Genomic DNA, 16,615 nt, shown 5'->3' on the forward strand with positions numbered 1-16,615 from the left:
TGAATTTAGAAGTTGATTCCGGACTCCGCCTTGGCCCAGGTTCTTCTCCAGGAACGGGTCACGGCGTAGAAGACAAGAGTCGTAATCAGCACGATTGATCCGACAACCAGGAAGCCCGTCACCTGCGAGCCGGTGGACTGCTTCAGTGGTCCGAGAACATAAGTCGGGAGCAGATATCCACCCAGGCCGCCGGCCGCTCCGACAATTCCGGTAATGACCCCGATTTCATGGGAGAAGCGCTGCGGGATAATCTGAAAGACCGATCCGTTGCCCATGCCGAGGCAGGCCATCATAATGCTGGTGTAGAGAAGCATCACGAGGAAGGAGCCCGGCATGGAAGCAATCAGGAATGCACAGACAGAGATGATGCTGTACAGGGCAAGCAGGAGGCGCATGCCGCCGATCCGGTCTGCGATCCAGCCGCCGATCGGCCGGAAGAAGCTGCCTGCAATGACTGTGATGGTTACGAGATAGCCGACTTCGATCTTGGATAATCCACCGGGATGTACGTTGTCGCCATAAATATCATAGAAGAAAATATTCGCATAGTTGGCGAAGCCGACAAACCCGCCGAAGGTGATGGCGTAGAACATGGAGAACCACCATGTATCGGCATGCTTGAACACACTCAGGTAGCTCTTCAGCGGCTTGGGAGCAGGGGCATTTGGAGCGTCCTTAACCAGAATTGCATAGATGATCATAACGATAAGGAGCGGAATCATGGCAAATCCGAAGACGCTGTGCCAGCCGTATGCCTGAGCGATCTGAGGTCCGAAGAAGGTGGCCAAGGCTGTCCCACTGTTGCCCGCGCCTGCAATGCCCATGGCAAGACCCTGATATTCAGGAGGATACCAGCGGCTGGCGAGTGAGAGAGATACGGCAAAGGCTGCACCTGCGATGCCAAGCAGAAATCCGATCATATGAACCTCCAGCAGGCTGCTGCCGCCCAGCCATCCCCAGAGCAGAGGTAGGATGGTGAGTCCCATGCCGATCAGCCCTGCCTTTTTACAGCCAATCCGGTCCGCGAGAATGCCCATCGGAATCCGGAACAGCGAACCGCCCAGGACGGGAATGGCGACCATCGTCGCTTTCTGGGTGTCCGAGAGCCCGAAATCCTTCGTAATGTACAGCGAAAGTGCACCGCACATAACCCAAATCATAAAGCTGACGTCGAAATACAGGAAAGCTGACAGTAAACTCGGCGTGTGGCCGGCCTTTCGAAAACCCTTCTCCATGTGAAAATTCCTCCCATTCCTATTGTCTGTACTAGTGCTGGCTTCAGGCAAAAAAGGGCCGACTGACAGAACCCGCATGCATTTATGCGGATCTTGTTAATCGGCCCCATTGCCACTGCAGCCACGTCATTGTGGCTGACTGATTCATTGCATTCAATTGTGGGATGCACGCTGGGCTTCCGGCCACATCTTTGTGGAGAAGACCGAGCGGCTGATGTAAATCGTATATTGACAATATAAAGAGAGCTGGATTAAATGTCAATAACCATGACATAAAAATTTAAATAATAAGAATTTAACGACTATTACAGTTACGTGCAAGTTTTTGAGTTAAATTATCTAACATATAATTGGAATTCTTTGTTCTTGTCAAATGAACCCTCTCTATACTAGTATATAACCATTCGCTTATATAAAGGAGGATCTCATGGAATCAATCTCGGGTATCGCGGAGGATTTGAAGCTGCTGGGGGACAAGACCCGTCTCCAGATGCTTTCGCTCCTGAAAGAGCGGGAGTGGTGCGTGTGCGAGTTCGTTGAAGTATTTGACATCTCGCAGCCCGCAATTAGCCAGCATCTTCGAAAGCTGAAAGACCGCGGGATCGTGAAGGAGCAGAAGAGAGGGCAGTGGGTTCATTACTCGCTGAATGTTCAGGACAAGCCTTATATCTCGGCTATCCTGGAGCTGACACCGGGCTCCGATATCATTTTAACGCAATTGAACAAAAAGGCACCAAATGCATGCTGCGATTGACGCAAGTCGCTCAACTGGGTATTAGACTGGAGGATTCTCGTTGGTTATTCTCGCAATACTGATTTTTGTGATTACAATAGGATTTGTGATTTGGCAGCCGCGAAAGCTGTCCATCGGCTGGTCGGCCAGCGGCGGAGCTGTCCTGGCTCTTTTGTCGGGAGTTGTCAGTTTCGGCGATGTGCTGGATGTCACCCGGATTGTCTGGAACGCCACTTTTGCCTTTGTGGCGATCATCCTGATTTCACTCATTCTCGACCGGATCGGCTTTTTTGAATGGGCCGCTCTACATATGGCATACGCGGCAAGAGGCAACGGAGTTCGCATGTTCATATACGTCACTCTGCTGGGAGCGCTGGTCTCCGCGTTCTTCGGCAATGATGGAGCCGCGCTGATCCTGACTCCCATCGTACTGGCCATGGTCCGGGCCCTGCGTTTTGAAGAGTACAAGGTTGTTGCTTTTGTAATGGCGAGCGGCTTTATCGCGGATACCACGTCGCTTCCGCTGGTTGTCAGCAACCTGGTCAACATTGTCTCGGCCGATTTCTTCGGAATTACGTTCCTAGAGTATGCCGGACACATGCTGCTGCCCAATCTGTTCTCATTGGCGGCCAGCATACTGGTGCTGTATATGTTCTATCGCAGAAGGATAGCAGGAAGCTTCGACAGCTCGATGCTGCGGGCTCCGGCTGATGCAATTAAGGACCCGGCTATGTTCAAATTATCATGGTTCGTGCTGCTGCTCCTGCTTGTCGGATATTTCGCCAGCGAATTTCTGGACATTCCTGTATCAGCGGTAACGGGGCTGACCGCACTGTTCTTTCTGTTCATGGCGAGAAAAAGTCCGGCTGTGCATACAAGAGAGGTTATCAAGGGCGCGCCTTGGAACATTGTCTTCTTCTCGATCGGCATGTATGTCGTCGTGTACGGTCTGCGGAATGCCGGGCTCACCGATGTGCTGGCCGGCATCATTCAGAAGGCTGCTGATCAAGGACTGTTCGCTGCGACATTGGGCATGGGCTTCTTGGCAGCCTTGATTTCATCACTGATGAACAATATGCCGACCGTGATGATTAACGCGCTTGCGATTCATGCCACACATACGGGTGATGCGGTGAGAGAAGCTCTGACGTACGCGAACGTCATCGGCTCCGATCTCGGTCCGAAAATTACGCCGATTGGCTCGCTGGCAACGCTTCTTTGGCTTCATGTCCTCTCCTCTAAGGGCGTGAAAATTAAGTGGGGGACGTATTTCAAGACGGGGATTCTGCTTACCGTCCCTACACTGTTCATCACTTTGCTGGGGTTGTATTTGCGGCTGATCTTATTTTAAATGCTAAAGGAGCTATGGAAGGTATGGAGAAGAAATCCATTTATTTTTTATGCACAGGCAATTCCTGCAGAAGCCAAATGGCGGAAGGATGGGCCAAGAAGTATCTGAATGACGGCTGGAGTGTGTACAGCGCCGGGATCGAAGCACATGGACTGAATCCGAAGGCGGTGAAGGCGATGAGCGAGGTGGGAATCGATATTTCAACACAGACCTCCGATATCATCAACCCGGAAATTTTGAATAACGCCGATATGGTTGTTACGCTGTGCGGTGACGCGGCCGACAAATGCCAGGTTACGCCGCCGAGTGTCACCCGTGTACATTGGGGATTTGACGATCCGGCCAAAGCGCAGGGCAGCGAAGAGGAGAAGTGGGAGGTCTTCCGCCGCGTTCGCGACCAGGTGGGGGAGCGTATCAGACGCTTTGCCGAAACCGGGGAGTGATTCTTAAGAAGAACCCTGTTCCATATCGGAAGTGTACAAGCCCGTGGCATCTCAGCCAGGGGCTTGTTTTATGCTAGACGGTAGGGATGAAAATGATGATTACGAATCGTAAGTTGTGAGAGCGATATCGGGGTCTGGACGAACGATATTTTTCTCCGAGAACAAATAAATTACATATAGTCAGAGTTAGTCACTTCCTATTTACGAATAGTCAGGAGATGATATGATTAATGACAAAAAAGGAGGAGCGTCATGATGGATGAACTGGATCTGAAGATTATTGAACTGCTGGAGCAGGACGGACGAATCTCACATGAGGAAATCAGCAAGCAGCTCCATATTTCCAGGCCGGCGGTTCATCAGCGTGTCGCCAAGCTTGAGAAGATGGGGGTCATACATGGCTATCGGGCGGTTATCGACTGGAGCAAGCTGGAGCAGAAGATCAAAGTATTGATATTCGTTAAAGTCAAATGCAAGAATTTCAATGAAATCGCGCAGCAAATTGTGGATTTGCGGATTGAAGGAACGACCATTATCGAAGGTCAGCGACTCGCCGGCGAGTGGTGCTTGCTGCTTAAAGTGAGGGTTGGCGATCCCGAGGATTTGACCCGGCTGCTCGATTGTATCGTTCAGATCCCGGAGGTGCAGGAGACATCCACGACCTTTATTTTATCCACGATATATGAGAACGGCCAAAACTGGCTTTGAGGAAGAGAGGAGAGGAAGAATGAATACGACTCAGCCGGAATTGGCAAAAGGCAAAGCCTCAATCTCTGTAGTATCAGTTACTATAGCTCTCGTGATGGTCTATTTATTCTGGGGCGGAACCTACTTGGGCATGAAGATCGCCATCGAGAGCATGCCTCCTTTTCTGATGGCAGGCTCTCGGTTTATGTCAGCCGGACTGATCATGTATATGCTGTCCAGAGGCAAAGGAGCCCCAAGACCCGGCGCAGTGGAGTGGCGCAACTCCGCAATTGTCGGTGGTTTACTGCTGCTCATGGGCAATGGGGGAGTCGCCTGGGCGGAGCAGCATGTTCCGTCCGCTATCGCTTCGCTGCTGGTAGCGACCGTGCCGTTATGGATGATCCTACTGGGCCGGCTTCGCGGGTCAAACAAACTGCAGGGCCCATTCGTATATATGGGGATTCTGCTTGGTTTGGCCGGAATTGCTGTGCTTGTCTTACATACTGGAGAATCTGCTCACACCAGGCTGAACCCCATAGGCATTATTGTACTTATTATTGCTTCGATCTCCTGGGCGGCAGGTTCACTGTTCTCCCGCAGCGCTCAGCTTCCATCATCGCCGTTAATGTCAACGGCTGTCCAGATGCTCGCGGGCGGCGCCCTGCTGCTGATCTTATCTTTTATCCGGGAGGACTGGTCCGGGGTTCAGCTCGCGGAGATTTCCGTTCGTTCATGGGCTGCATTCGGTTATCTGGTGATTTTCGGCTCGCTTCTGGGGTATACGGCTTATATTTGGCTGCTTAACAACGCCGATCCGGCAGTTGCTTCAACCTACGCTTTTGTCAATCCGGTCGTTGCGGTATTCCTAGGGTTTTTCGCCGGGAATGAAGCACTTACAATCAATGTCTGGATCGCCACATTAATGATCGTAGCGGCCGTCGTCTTCATCACAAGAGGGAAAGAGAAGCGGAAGTAAGCTGCGGCAGGCAGAACGGGACGCAATAATAATTCTCTTGCCCATCTCTAGACATGGACTTATACTTTAGTACTGAAGGGTTCATGTGATTAAAGTATTAAGAAGCAGGAACCGGCGCTGGCCAGGTTTCTGCTTTTTTACGAGGAAAGAAGGCAGCGGGGATAATGATAGTCACCCAAATGATCATTCTGTTCGGCCTCATCTTGGTTGGGTTTATCGCACACAAAACCGGCATTATGGATGCCGAGAGCAACAAGAAAATATCCAAGCTGCTCGTTAACGTGACGATCCCGGCCCTTATTATCGCTTCGGCCACCGGACATGAGATGGAAGACAAGTCCAAAGTGTTTCTGGTTCTGGCCGCAGCGGCCGCAATGTTCGTTGTTACTCCCTTGATCAGCATTTGCATCGTGCGAAGGCTCAAGCTGGAAACTACATATGAACTGATGCTGAATTACAGCAACCTGGGCTTCATGGGGATTCCGATCATTTCGGGCATCTATGGCGGAGAATCCGTCTTCTTCGTCTCCTTGTTCATGATGGTCTTCAATGTCAGCCTCTTCTCGCATGGCGTATACTTATTGCAAAAAGGGACCGGGGGTCGGCTCAGTCTGAAGAAGATGCTGAATCCAGGCATTGTGTCTTCCCTGATTGCAGTCGGCATTTTTCTGTTCGAGATTCGGATTCCGGACCCCCTGCTTCAGCTCTTCAATTCCGTCGGAGGCATTACCTCGCCGCTTGCCATGATCGTGATCGGTTCCACGATGGGAACGGTGCATTTCAAGGATGTCGTGCGGGATAAAATGATGTACTTCTATACTTTTCTGAAAATTGCGCTGTATCCCCTCATTATTTGGTTTCTGTTTCATTTCTTTATTCACGACCCGATGATTCTCGGAATCGCAGTGGTGCTGTCCGGCCTTCCGACGGCGGGCAACGTATCCATGGTCTGTTCGGAATATGACGGGAATCTGCATCTGGTAACGAAAGGGACGTTCATGACTACCTTGTGTTCGCTGGTTACGATACCGATCTGGATGATGATTTTCTGACTGTCCGGCACTCAAGAATGCTCTCAGGTGATTTTCATACCAATTAAACAAGGCTGCTCCGGCCGTCATGAATCTCATGACAATGGCCGGGAGCAGCCTTGTTTTGTTGAAGCTAGAAGAGTTCTAATGAGCTAAATCGGCTTAACGGTTCTCCATAAAACCTCCCGCCTGAGACCGAGAGGGTACACATGCCGTTCCAGAAAGGTCATCATGGGCGAATTCGCAGCCTCCACGAAAAACATCCCTTCCCGGAAGCTGCTGTCGTCTGCGGCCCGGCGAAGCATTTCGGCCAACAGAGCCACACCCCGGCCAAGCCGCTGATGCTCCGCTCTGACGAACATCGTCTTGAAGAGCAGGGTATCCTGGCTGAATGCCTCAACGGTCAGCCAGCCTGCGAGCTGCCCCTTCCGGCGAACTACGAGGCTGCGCTGGGCATCGATGCCGCTCTCCCCGGCAAGCGGGTTTAGAATGGACGGATACCAATTATCCTCACCGCTTCGCAGCAGCTCCCGTTCTTCCAGTGTCAGCGTATGAAAGGGCTGAATGGAGAAGGAGCGGGGCAGGACCAGACTTCCCACCCACGGGAGCTGCTTCGCCAGATGAAGCGGGCCGGAGGCGGCATGAATACCTGCATGAGGCTCGGAGAAGCCGCAGGCGAGCAGGAAGTCGGCTTGCTCCGATCTCGCGGACAAATCTTCCAGATATTCGGCGCTAAGGGATGAAATTCCGACAGTCCGGAGTCTGCGTTCCAGCTCGGCAATCAGCCTGCCGCCGACTCCTTGGCGCCGAAGAGATGGCGCAACGGCGACGCCCAGGAGTCTGGCCTTTGGCGCTCCATTACCTGAGATTGCAGCGGCCGCAAGACCGGCCGGAACTCCCAGATGATAGGCGCCGACCGCCAGGACAGTGGAGGGGAGCTTTCCTCCTGCCGAGCTGAGCTCCACCGGCGTCCATTCCGCAAATTGCGATGGAATGGCTCCCTTGAAGACGGTGAACCGGACTCCGTTACTCATGGCAGCGGATATGGGTTCACCGGAATGATCAACTGGTTGACAAGGGCCATATTGTTGGCACTATCATGCAGCCCGGTAATCGACAGACGGAATCTACCGATGAGGGATGAATTTGCGTTCAGCCAAGAATTTTGCAGAACCAGAGTAATTTGATTTCCGGAACTCAGCGGTGGATTGTACATGAAATCTATGCCCTGATTCAAGGTAATGACATTGCTGCTGAAGTCGCCGCTTGCCGAGTATTCCAGTACCAGACTTGTAGGAGAATCACTTGGGTACGCAGTCAGCGGTTCATCAAAGTTAAGAACAAGGCTGCCGTTCTGATAGACTGAATTTGTAACAGAAGGCGCAACCGAATCGAACAGCACCGGAAGCGATGCTTGATCGACGATCTGGCTGTTGTCGGTCAGGGTAAAGTGCAAGGCATGTGCGACATTCGTATCAATCGGCGGGTTAAATATTAGACTCACGCCATTCGGCGAAGAATTTGATATTACTGTCACATCATTGTTCTCCGATGTCAATTCCAGCTTGCCTACACTAGTACCGTTGCTGCTGCGAACGTCGAATATGTTTCCGGACAGATAGGAAAGGTTCTCGACTTCCTCACCGCGATTGATCTGCACAAGCTTGGCGATATTTCGTTTGTTGTATCCTTCGTAATAAGAACCCATCATATTAATCTGATCGGTAACTACGATTGGAAGACCTAATGCCGGATTGACTACAAAAGAGGAACCCGGAGCAATGGAAATGGACAACAACTGGATCTTGGCAGCGTTGAACACATTAATGGCCTGATTCAATGAATAGGCTGCCGATACAATCATGTCCGGTGTGGCATCGGAATTCTCTTGAATCGCTTTGGCGGAGTTGATTGCGCCCTGGAAAGTCTCGATTGCCGAGCTTGGATATTGTCCGTTATCGCTTCCGGCAACTGCACCATTAATCAGAACAGTCGCGCTATCAATCGCTGAATTGAGCTGATCGATTCCGGTATAGACAACTGCCGAAGAAAGAAAGACCGGAGATAGCTTGCCCGATAAACTCCGGAGCGTATGATCCGGGCTCGTCGGCTGATAGGAGACGATTAGCGAGTCGCCAGCCATTAATTCAAATGGCAAAGTGATAGATACGCTGCTATCCTGGATAGCAATATCCTCGTCGCTGATGGTGATCGGGAAAGAGCTTTGACTGTCCAGAACCGTAATGGTGAACTCTTGTGCAGAAGGCTTGAAATCGGGATTCAAAGACTCGCTGTAGGCGAGATTCAGCGTTTCGCTGTCCGCTAGCGAGATCACAGGCTCCGCCAGCTGCACAGTGGCTTGAACCACTTCAATCGGGGCCGACGGGAGTGAGAGGTTGCCCGCGGCATCTACGGCAATCACTGTGTAAACACCGGTTTGAAGTCCAGTTGTGGAAATTGCTATTGCCGTATCCGATTCGGTAACAGTGGCTTTCACGGCCAGTTCATTGCTCACAAGATTCTCCAGCTCAGCCGCAGTGGTGATTGACGTTCCGAGCGGAATCAGATAGACAAACCCTGTCTCGCTGCTCTTGACGGTAACCGATTCCCCTTGATTGACCACCGGCTCGGACAGCAGCGTCAGCACCGGCGGAGTCAGATCCGAAGGGTTGGCAGGTGTTGGTGTTGCCGTTTCTGACGGAGTCGGTGTCGCTGTAGGAGTTGGCGTAGCTGTTGGTGTAGGAGTAGCCGTTGAAGTTGGAGTCGGCGTTGATTCCGTTACTGGCGCAGCGCTCTGCACAGGAGCGGGGGTGGCAGTCGGCGTCGGCGAGGCGCTTGCCGATGGGCTTGGCGAAGCCGCAGGACTGGCCGAAGGCGCAGCGCTCGGTTGCCCGGCTATCTGCTGCTGTGCCGTGATAAAGCGTGACGCGACAAGCGCAACCTGTTCCCGTGAGGCATTCCCTCTTGGATTAAAGGTTCCATCGCTGTTTCCGGAGATCAGACGAAGCTCCAGAGCTGCTGCTACCGCATCTCTGGCATAACCCGCAATGGAAGAAGCATCCGAGAACGACAGATTTCTACCTTTGCCAGCAGACTCTTCAGTGAGACCCAGCGCGCGAATGAACAGAACCGCCATATCCTGACGGGACAGTGTACTTCCATATCCGAAATTCCCATCACCTAGACCTTTGATTAATCCGGCCTTAACCGCTGCCTCGACATAGTTGAAAGCATATCCGCCCGAAGGTACATCCGAGAAGGTCGGCAAAGCGGGTGGTGAGCTGATATCCAGCTTCAGCGCTTTAGCCAGAATAATGGCGAAATCCTGCCGGTTGATCTGACCCGCCGGGTTGAATTGCCCGCCTCCGGTACCATTTATGATTCCCTTGTTCGCAAGCTCCAGGATTGCATCCCTGGCGAAAGAATTGTTGATGTCGCTGAACGTCGTATCGGCCGCAAAAGCCGTCTGCACAGAAGAAGCTAGCAGTGCTGCAGTAGTCATGACTCCAAATAACCGTTTTTTGCTCAAGTGTTACTCCTCCTATGATGTATGTAGAATCTTTCGGTCATGAGGCGTATAATTCCGCCTGCATAACTTATATATCGAATTTAAGATATCAATTATTTAGATTAAAATGATGCTTTTTTCCTAGAGATGTGTGCAAACTACAGCCGGCCTCACTGCTGGCAAATTGGGATTAGCCGTGAACAGCGCATGAAGATCAAACGTTTCGTTATTCATTCATTGACTAACCCTTACACCAACTCTATACTACAGATGAAAGTGTTTTTTAAAACTTAAGGGCAATGTTTGCCACAATCGTTCATAAGCGAATGATGAGCACAACCCCGTTCAACCTACAGGGGAGGTGCTCTTTTTTTTATATTTTTTTTAATAACAGGAGGAAACTATGATAAAAGAAGCCGTATACCATCGTCCCAAAAATAACTACGCCTATGCGTACGACACGAAGACATTGCACTTAAGATTGAGATGCAAGAAGGGTGATCTTTCAAAAGTTAACCTGATCCATGGCGATCCGTATAGCTGGGCCGAGGACGGAGTGGTGTCCGATACCGTTCCAATGAGTAAACTTACCTCGGATGATCTGTTCGATTACTGGTTTATCGCAATTTCGCCGCAAAACAACCGCTTCGTCTACATGTTTGAGCTGCATGATGGGGAAGAAGTCGCTATTTACGGTGAAAAGGGCTTTACTTCTTCTTTGGACGGCAATCGCTTTTTCCGTTTTCCATACTTGAATGCGATTGATGTGTTTGACGCTCCGGCATGGGCAAAGAGCACCGTGTGGTATCAAATTTTCCCCGAGCGGTTTGCCAATGGAAATCCGGATCGCAAGACGAATGTGAATGGGCAATGGGGAGATGTTCCGAAGTCGGACAGCTTTTTCGGCGGGGATTTGGAAGGGATTACACAGAATCTCGATTATCTTGTTGAGCTTGGGATTACGGGGATTTATCTGAACCCGATTTTCGAGTCGCCGACGAATCATAAATACGATACGACTGATTATTTGAGAATTGACCCGCAATTTGGTGATGAAGAGACGTTAAGAACGCTCGTGAAGGAAAGCCATGCCCGCGGTATTCGCGTAATGCTGGACGCTGTGTTTAATCATTCCGGCTATGGATTTGCGCCTTTCCAGGATGTATTGAAGCATGGGGCCAAGTCTCGATATGCCGATTGGTTCCATATTTCAAGCTTCGGGGAGAATGGGGAACCGCACACATATGAGACCTTTGCCTTTGTTCCGGATATGCCCAAGTTTAAAACCTCCAATCCGGAAGTGAAGGAATACCTCTTGAAGGTTGCTAAATACTGGATTGAAAAATGTGATATTGACGGCTGGCGGCTCGATATCGCGAACGAAATCGATCATAAGTTCTGGCGGCAGTTCAGAAATGAGGTTAGGGGGCTAAAGGACGATCTCTATATCATCGCCGAGGTGTGGAATGATGCGATGCCGTGGCTGCAGGGGGACCAGTTCGACTCGGTAATGAACTATCCGTTCACTGAAGCGGTCATTGATTTTGTCGCCAAGCGCAAGACCGGTGCGGAGAAGTTCGCTAACGAACTCGTCAGTCATCTTCAGCTGTACCCCGATAACGTCAATGAAGTGATGTTTAATTTGCTCGGAAGTCATGATACAGCGCGGGTATTGACAGAAGCTCAAGACGACAAGTCCAGATTGAAGCTTGCTTTTCTGCTGCTGCTGACCTATCCTGGAAGCCCGAGTATCTATTATGGGGATGAGGTCGGATTAACGGGAGACGGTGATGATTTTGCCTATTACCGCAGATGCATGGAATGGGACCCGGAGAAGCAGGATCAGGATTTGCTGAGCTTCGTCAAACGGTTAATCCATATTCGAAAGACGAATAGTGCATTGACTGACAATGCCCGCTTCAACGTCATTGAGGCGAACAATGACTCGGGACTGCTCGTCTTCTCGAGAGGAGTAGATCAGCAGAAAATCGTGGTCGCTCTCAATAACGGAACGGCTTCCGTTAACGTTGCACTGCCGGGCGATTTGGCGCAGCAGCGGATCGTGGATGTATGGAGCGAGCAGCAAAAGGTGCTGGAGAAAGAGGCATTAAACTTCAAGCTTGAGCCTATGCAGTTTGTAATTTACAGCGTGGAATAATCGAGTTAAAGGACATAAAGTCTCGCATTCTTTGAATGCGGGACTTTTTTTTGAGATAGAGACGCCTGGCAGCCTAAATAATTAGGCCATTGACAGTTAGAAATCTAAGTATTAGTATGAAAATATAATTAGAATTCTAACTATAGCTTGACTAAGAAGAATCTGAATCAAGAACGCAAGTACACTGCACCGTACTCCGTACTGATCAGGGAGAGCGGGAAGTCAATGAACCATGAGTTCATTTAATTAAGTAAAGAAGGGATTTTATATGGAGAATCAAAATCTTGAACAAGAGGAATCGAACCAATATTATCTGGAATCGGCTCCAGTACGTAAGGCTATTGCCCATTTGTCCATTCCGATGATGATCGGTATGTCTGTCGGCACTGTATATAACGTCATCAACGCTTATTTTATCGGTCTATTGCACAATACCGCGATGCTGTCCGCAATCACGCTCGGCCTGCCGATCTTCACGGTTCTGATGGCAGTGGGCAATGTATTCGGCGTTGGAGGCGGCACTTATGTAACCCGGCTCGCAGGGAGCAAAGAAACAGCCAAGGCGAAGAAGATTGCCGGCTACACATTCTATGGAAGCATTATCGCGGGACTACTGACTGCGCTGCTTGCTTGGCTGTTTTTGGGCCCGATCGTCTCGCTGCTGGGAGCAGATGCCTCAACAGTCGAATACACCCGGACCTACACGTTGACGCTGTTCGCCGGCGGGTTTGTCGTTATTCTCAATTTTGCGCTGGAGCAGCTGGTAAGATCCGAAGGGGCCTCAAAGGAATCTATGTATGGGATTTTCATCAGCACTGGCTTAAGCCTGATCCTTGATCCGCTGCTCATACTGGGTCTGGGCTGGCATGTCGCCGGCGCGGCTGCATCCATGGTTCTGGCGAATGTCGGTTCCGTCCTGTATTATATGTACTATTTGGAGAAGAAGAGCGAGCATCTTAGGGGCTTCCTGAAGCATGTGAAGATCACGATAAAGGATCAGATCGAGATTTACAAAATCGGGGTTTCCGAGCTGCTTCAATCGGCATTTCTGATCGTCTCTACACTGCTGCTGAACCATTACTCCATCCTGTATGGAGACAGCGTTGTGGCGGGATTCGGCGTTGCACTGCGGATCGTGCAGGTCCCCGAGTTCCTTGCGATGGGATTATTCCTGGGTCTGATTCCATTCTTCGCATTTAACTATTCTAGCCCGAACATCCCAAGGTTCAAGTCTGGTCTATCCCATGCCTCGGTGCTCATTGGAGGGATTGCGATTGTGTTCACCGGTTCGGTGCTTGTCTTCCGCGAAGCGGTGATGCGCCTGTTCTCCAACGATCCGGGTGTACTGGGTGTCGGAACTTCCATCGTGACCGCGATGCTGATCTCGGCACTGTTCAACGGGTTTACCGGATTGTTCACAAGCGTCTTCCAGGCCTCCGGACAGGGAACACCAACCATGATTATGGCGATTGCGCAGGGTGTCTTGTATATCCCGATGATCATTATGCTGCACGCCTGGTTTGGACTGCAAGGGGTCATCTGGTCGATGACTGTAACGGAAATAATCACCTGCGTTATGGGACTGCTGCTGTTTATTCCTTTCAATCGTCAAATCGGCAAGCTTAGCACGGCAGCCTAAACATCCAATCGAATACAACATTTCGTCATTCACCGGAACAACAGTCCGTTATAGGATCTAATAGTGCCGGTGTTTATTTTTGTATAAAAAAGCGAAATTGCAATTGATAATCATTATCATTTATAATAATATCGTTCATACTGCTACGAAAGGAAGGATTATTACATGCTCATTCAAATGAGAACAATTACAGTCAAGACAGGGTTTAGCGGAGAAGTGGTCGAGAAGTTTAACCGGCCCGGTGGACCCATGAGCGAAATACCCGGTTTTATCGACAAGACCGTTATGCTTAAGAAAAGCCGCAGCCGCAGCGAGGAGACGGAAGTTGTAGTGGTATTCATCCGGTGGGAGTCTGAGGAAGCATGGAAGACCTGGGAGAAGAGCCCGGCTCATATTGCGGGACACCGGAACAGCCACAATCAGGAGAAGCCGGATTATTTGCTGAGCACCGAAGTTACCATGTACGAGGTTCAATAAATCGTTCAGCATGGCTTAGCCAACTAACAAAAGCCGCACCAGGTGCGGCTTATTGTCGATTCAGCTGCATGAATTTGGCTCCGCTAAAGGTCCAGAATCATCTTGTAGATCCCCGGTTCGGACCGGAATCCGAGTAAATCCCGGTTAACCCGGAGCATCGGACCATTCATGGAATCATTATGCGTTCTCACATAAGGAGCCTCAAGACCTAAAGCGGTTTCAATCGCCAGCAGCTTCAATGCCAGTGCAATCCGCCGGTTCCGGTATTCCGGAAGCACTCCGGTGTAATCATGATACATTCCTTTCGTCTGTTCATTGCGCCGTAAAGCGGCTACGCCGACATAACGTTCCCCGTCCTTGGCGATATGTATCCATTCCGGGCTGGTATCGCTCTGCTCCAAGTTCCATTTCTTCCACTCCTCGAACCAGGGAAAGCTGCCCGAATACCCCGGAATATCCGGATGGGTCGTCTTGTACAATTCATGCAGCTTGCGCTCCTGCTCTTCACCCGGCTCGTCTGCCAGAGTGATGAAGGTGATGCCGGAACCTTCCGCTTCCTTAATTGCTTGAACCAGCGGCTCACCGTTAAACGCGGACAAATCCAGAACGGATTCAAATGTATGCCGCTCGGTTCGATACCCCAGACGTTCGGCAAAAGCCAAAGACTTGCTATCGGCATCCCGCACATGGCTGACAAGCTGTGAAGCCTTAACACCGCGGGCCCATTCCAGAAGCACATCATACATCTGCCGCCCGATTCCCATCCCACGGTAATCCGGATGAACCGCAAGCGTGAGCGATAACTGCCCCGGCTTGGTCCATGGCGCCCGCCAGATTATGGCGTAAGCTGTTAGCTGCCCAGTGGCATCTTCCGCCACCCACTTCGGACGGTCCCAGCCCGTCAATTCTCCTTGCTCATTATAGTCCAGCTGACCGGGAGGGATCATATCCTCGGCTTCCTTCAGCTGTTCTGCCGATACAGGCTCCGGTTCGATCAGGCTCAGCAGTGACGCTATCCCGATGAAATCTTCCGGCTGCCGCATTTGTCGAATAGTAAACATTGGAATCAGTTCCACCTCCATCCTCTATATAAGCATAATACGGATTGCCATGTCTAATTAAAGTTCCGAGGCAGTTCCTTGGAACATTTTTTCTGAACTAAAATGCCCTTTCGCGGAGATATTAAGATATGGATCACATCAAGAAAGCACGGTAAACACTTTTCAAAGTTAGGTGGAGAGTTATGAACCGAGTGAAACGGATGATGAGTATTCTGCTATGCGTCGTTATTCCGGTATCCCTGAGCATGGTATGCACTCCGGCGCAGGCCGCGGCCAATCCCTCCGGGCAGGAGAACGAAGTGGAGTCCGTGCTTGAGACCATGTTCAAGGAACGGGCCAAGGCCCTGGTCACTCAGGATATGCCGGCTATTGAAGCTTTCTATGATAAGGAGAAGGCGAGCCGTGTGGCATACTGGCATGAGCGGAACCGCTGCAACTATATGAACAAATGGGCGGAGAAGCGGGATGTGAAGCTGACACATGCCGATAGCTCGATTCGGATCGTCCGGAAGAGCGTCCATCAGGAATATGCGAAGATCTCTTTGGTGCAATCTGAGCAAATCGGATATACCTATATGAAGAAATTTTTGCCTGAGCAGTATTTCGGAGTCGGCACCCGGCACTTCATTACCCTTAAGAAGACGGATGGGGTATGGACAATCTACCGGGAATGGTATCTGGACCCTCTAGACGAAAACCCCGACAAAATCGCGGACGGCACACTGCCTTCCATTAACAAGGAAGCTGATGAATCGGAGCATAACGGCAGCTCTTATAAGCGCAAACGAGCCGTGCATTATGCCAATAAGTATGCAGGAGCAGCCTGGGGAGCCGGAAACCATCATCACTACAATAAAAAATATCTCGATTACACCGGCAAAGGCGGAGATTGTACGAATTTTGCTTCCCAGGTTGTCGGAGACGAGAAAGAAGGGGGCGGCTTATCTCATAAAGGCGGCTGGCGCTATTTCAAAGGAACCGGTGGAACGCGGACATGGGTTCATACCGATTCGTTCAGCCATTTTTTGACGTATTCAGGCTATGGAAGAGTCATTAAGCAAGGCAGGTATGAAGAGGTCGTTGCACCATCGTCCAAGCATCCGAACGGAGCGGTCAGCGAACTAAAGCCTGGGGATCTGATCGCATATATCCCGAGAAATAACGACATCGATCATTTCGCGGTTATCGTTGGCTTCAACGATTACGGATATCCGTTGGTCAATTGCCATACGGCTGACCGTTACCATGTTCCTTTTGATCTCGGATGGGATCGCAACACCAAATATCGGCTCATTCACATTAAGGATTAATCGATA

General features: G+C 50.6%; 14 protein-coding genes. 10 read left to right on the forward strand and 4 right to left on the reverse strand.

Annotated features, from left to right (window positions below):
* Positions 1 to 5: 5 nt before the first annotated feature.
* Positions 6 to 1,235, reverse strand: coding sequence for an MFS transporter (locus tag KIH86_RS06165; protein WP_223081836.1), 1,230 nt, complete (start codon positions 1,233 to 1,235; stop codon positions 6 to 8).
* 427 nt (positions 1,236 to 1,662) lie between these two features.
* On the opposite strand from KIH86_RS06165, the gene KIH86_RS06170 reads away from it, so the two are divergent.
* The 6 genes from KIH86_RS06170 to KIH86_RS06195 all read left to right on the forward strand — a co-directional run bounded on the left by KIH86_RS06170 (position 1,663) and on the right by KIH86_RS06195 (position 6,477).
* Positions 1,663 to 1,989 (forward strand): ArsR/SmtB family transcription factor, encoded by a 327-nt coding sequence (locus KIH86_RS06170; RefSeq protein WP_223081837.1) that lies wholly within the window; start codon positions 1,663 to 1,665, stop codon positions 1,987 to 1,989.
* A gap of 40 nt (positions 1,990 to 2,029) precedes the next feature.
* Positions 2,030 to 3,319, forward strand: coding sequence for an arsenic transporter (locus KIH86_RS06175; protein WP_223081838.1), 1,290 nt, complete (start codon positions 2,030 to 2,032; stop codon positions 3,317 to 3,319).
* A 23-nt stretch (positions 3,320 to 3,342) separates the two neighbouring features.
* Positions 3,343 to 3,762, forward strand: coding sequence for an arsenate reductase (thioredoxin) (gene arsC, locus KIH86_RS06180; RefSeq protein WP_223081839.1), 420 nt, complete (start codon positions 3,343 to 3,345; stop codon positions 3,760 to 3,762).
* 255 nt (positions 3,763 to 4,017) lie between these two features.
* A complete protein-coding gene (locus KIH86_RS06185) occupies positions 4,018 to 4,470 on the forward strand; it encodes an Lrp/AsnC family transcriptional regulator (protein WP_223081955.1) in 453 nt (150 codons plus the stop codon).
* A 19-nt stretch (positions 4,471 to 4,489) separates the two neighbouring features.
* Positions 4,490 to 5,425 carry a drug/metabolite exporter YedA gene (gene yedA / locus KIH86_RS06190; RefSeq protein WP_223081840.1) on the forward strand — a complete coding sequence of 312 codons (936 nt, stop codon included), beginning with the start codon at positions 4,490 to 4,492 and terminating at the stop codon, positions 5,423 to 5,425.
* A 164-nt stretch (positions 5,426 to 5,589) separates the two neighbouring features.
* Positions 5,590 to 6,477 (forward strand): AEC family transporter, encoded by an 888-nt coding sequence (locus KIH86_RS06195; protein ID WP_223081841.1) that lies wholly within the window; start codon positions 5,590 to 5,592, stop codon positions 6,475 to 6,477.
* A 131-nt stretch (positions 6,478 to 6,608) separates the two neighbouring features.
* Here the strand turns inward: KIH86_RS06195 and KIH86_RS06200 are convergent, their stop codons facing one another.
* Positions 6,609 to 7,490: a GNAT family N-acetyltransferase gene (locus tag KIH86_RS06200; protein WP_223081842.1), complete on the reverse strand. Its 882-nt coding sequence runs from the start codon at positions 7,488 to 7,490 to the stop codon at positions 6,609 to 6,611.
* A complete protein-coding gene (locus KIH86_RS06205; RefSeq protein ID WP_223081843.1) occupies positions 7,487 to 9,985 on the reverse strand; it encodes an S-layer homology domain-containing protein in 2,499 nt (832 codons plus the stop codon). Before KIH86_RS06205 ends, KIH86_RS06200 begins: the two co-directional genes overlap by 4 nt.
* Before the next feature lie 382 nt (positions 9,986 to 10,367).
* On the opposite strand from KIH86_RS06205, the gene KIH86_RS06210 reads away from it, so the two are divergent.
* The 3 genes from KIH86_RS06210 (at position 10,368) to KIH86_RS06220 (ending at position 14,238) form a co-directional block, all read left to right on the forward strand.
* Positions 10,368 to 12,122 (forward strand): glycoside hydrolase family 13 protein, encoded by a 1,755-nt coding sequence (locus KIH86_RS06210; protein ID WP_223081844.1) that lies wholly within the window; start codon positions 10,368 to 10,370, stop codon positions 12,120 to 12,122.
* 268 nt (positions 12,123 to 12,390) lie between these two features.
* Complete coding sequence (locus KIH86_RS06215; RefSeq protein WP_223081845.1) at positions 12,391 to 13,761, forward strand: MATE family efflux transporter; 1,371 nt, start codon at positions 12,391 to 12,393, stop codon at positions 13,759 to 13,761.
* Between the two features lie 177 nt (positions 13,762 to 13,938).
* Complete coding sequence (locus KIH86_RS06220; RefSeq protein WP_407672244.1) at positions 13,939 to 14,238, forward strand: antibiotic biosynthesis monooxygenase family protein; 300 nt, start codon at positions 13,939 to 13,941, stop codon at positions 14,236 to 14,238.
* An 83-nt stretch (positions 14,239 to 14,321) separates the two neighbouring features.
* Here the strand turns inward: KIH86_RS06220 and KIH86_RS06225 are convergent, their stop codons facing one another.
* Positions 14,322 to 15,299 (reverse strand): GNAT family N-acetyltransferase, encoded by a 978-nt coding sequence (locus KIH86_RS06225; RefSeq protein ID WP_223081847.1) that lies wholly within the window; start codon positions 15,297 to 15,299, stop codon positions 14,322 to 14,324.
* A gap of 182 nt (positions 15,300 to 15,481) precedes the next feature.
* Here KIH86_RS06225 and KIH86_RS06230 point away from each other — a divergent pair, with 182 nt between their 5' ends.
* Positions 15,482 to 16,609 (forward strand): amidase domain-containing protein, encoded by a 1,128-nt coding sequence (locus KIH86_RS06230; protein ID WP_223081849.1) that lies wholly within the window; start codon positions 15,482 to 15,484, stop codon positions 16,607 to 16,609.
* The last annotated feature ends 6 nt before the right edge of the window (positions 16,610 to 16,615 follow it).

Origin of the sequence: Paenibacillus sinensis (genome assembly GCF_019904155.1) — a bacterium.
In the GTDB taxonomy this organism is placed as follows: Bacteria; Bacillota; Bacilli; order Paenibacillales; family Paenibacillaceae; genus Paenibacillus_AQ; species Paenibacillus_AQ sinensis.

Coding starts and splice junctions, on each gene's coding strand:
- KIH86_RS06195 (WP_223081841.1), top strand. CDS start 5,590: ATGATAGTCACCCAAATGATCATTCTGTTCGGCCTCATCTTGGTTGGG.
- KIH86_RS06210 (WP_223081844.1), top strand. CDS start 10,368: ATGATAAAAGAAGCCGTATACCATCGTCCCAAAAATAACTACGCCTAT.
- KIH86_RS06230 (WP_223081849.1), top strand. CDS start 15,482: ATGAACCGAGTGAAACGGATGATGAGTATTCTGCTATGCGTCGTTATT.
- KIH86_RS06165 (WP_223081836.1), bottom strand. CDS start 1,235: ATGGAGAAGGGTTTTCGAAAGGCCGGCCACACGCCGAGTTTACTGTCA.
- KIH86_RS06170 (WP_223081837.1), top strand. CDS start 1,663: ATGGAATCAATCTCGGGTATCGCGGAGGATTTGAAGCTGCTGGGGGAC.
- KIH86_RS06215 (WP_223081845.1), top strand. CDS start 12,391: ATGGAGAATCAAAATCTTGAACAAGAGGAATCGAACCAATATTATCTG.
- KIH86_RS06200 (WP_223081842.1), bottom strand. CDS start 7,490: ATGAGTAACGGAGTCCGGTTCACCGTCTTCAAGGGAGCCATTCCATCG.
- KIH86_RS06225 (WP_223081847.1), bottom strand. CDS start 15,299: ATGTTTACTATTCGACAAATGCGGCAGCCGGAAGATTTCATCGGGATA.
- yedA (WP_223081840.1), top strand. CDS start 4,490: ATGAATACGACTCAGCCGGAATTGGCAAAAGGCAAAGCCTCAATCTCT.
- KIH86_RS06185 (WP_223081955.1), top strand. CDS start 4,018: ATGGATGAACTGGATCTGAAGATTATTGAACTGCTGGAGCAGGACGGA.
- arsC (WP_223081839.1), top strand. CDS start 3,343: ATGGAGAAGAAATCCATTTATTTTTTATGCACAGGCAATTCCTGCAGA.
- KIH86_RS06220 (WP_407672244.1), top strand. CDS start 13,939: ATGAGAACAATTACAGTCAAGACAGGGTTTAGCGGAGAAGTGGTCGAG.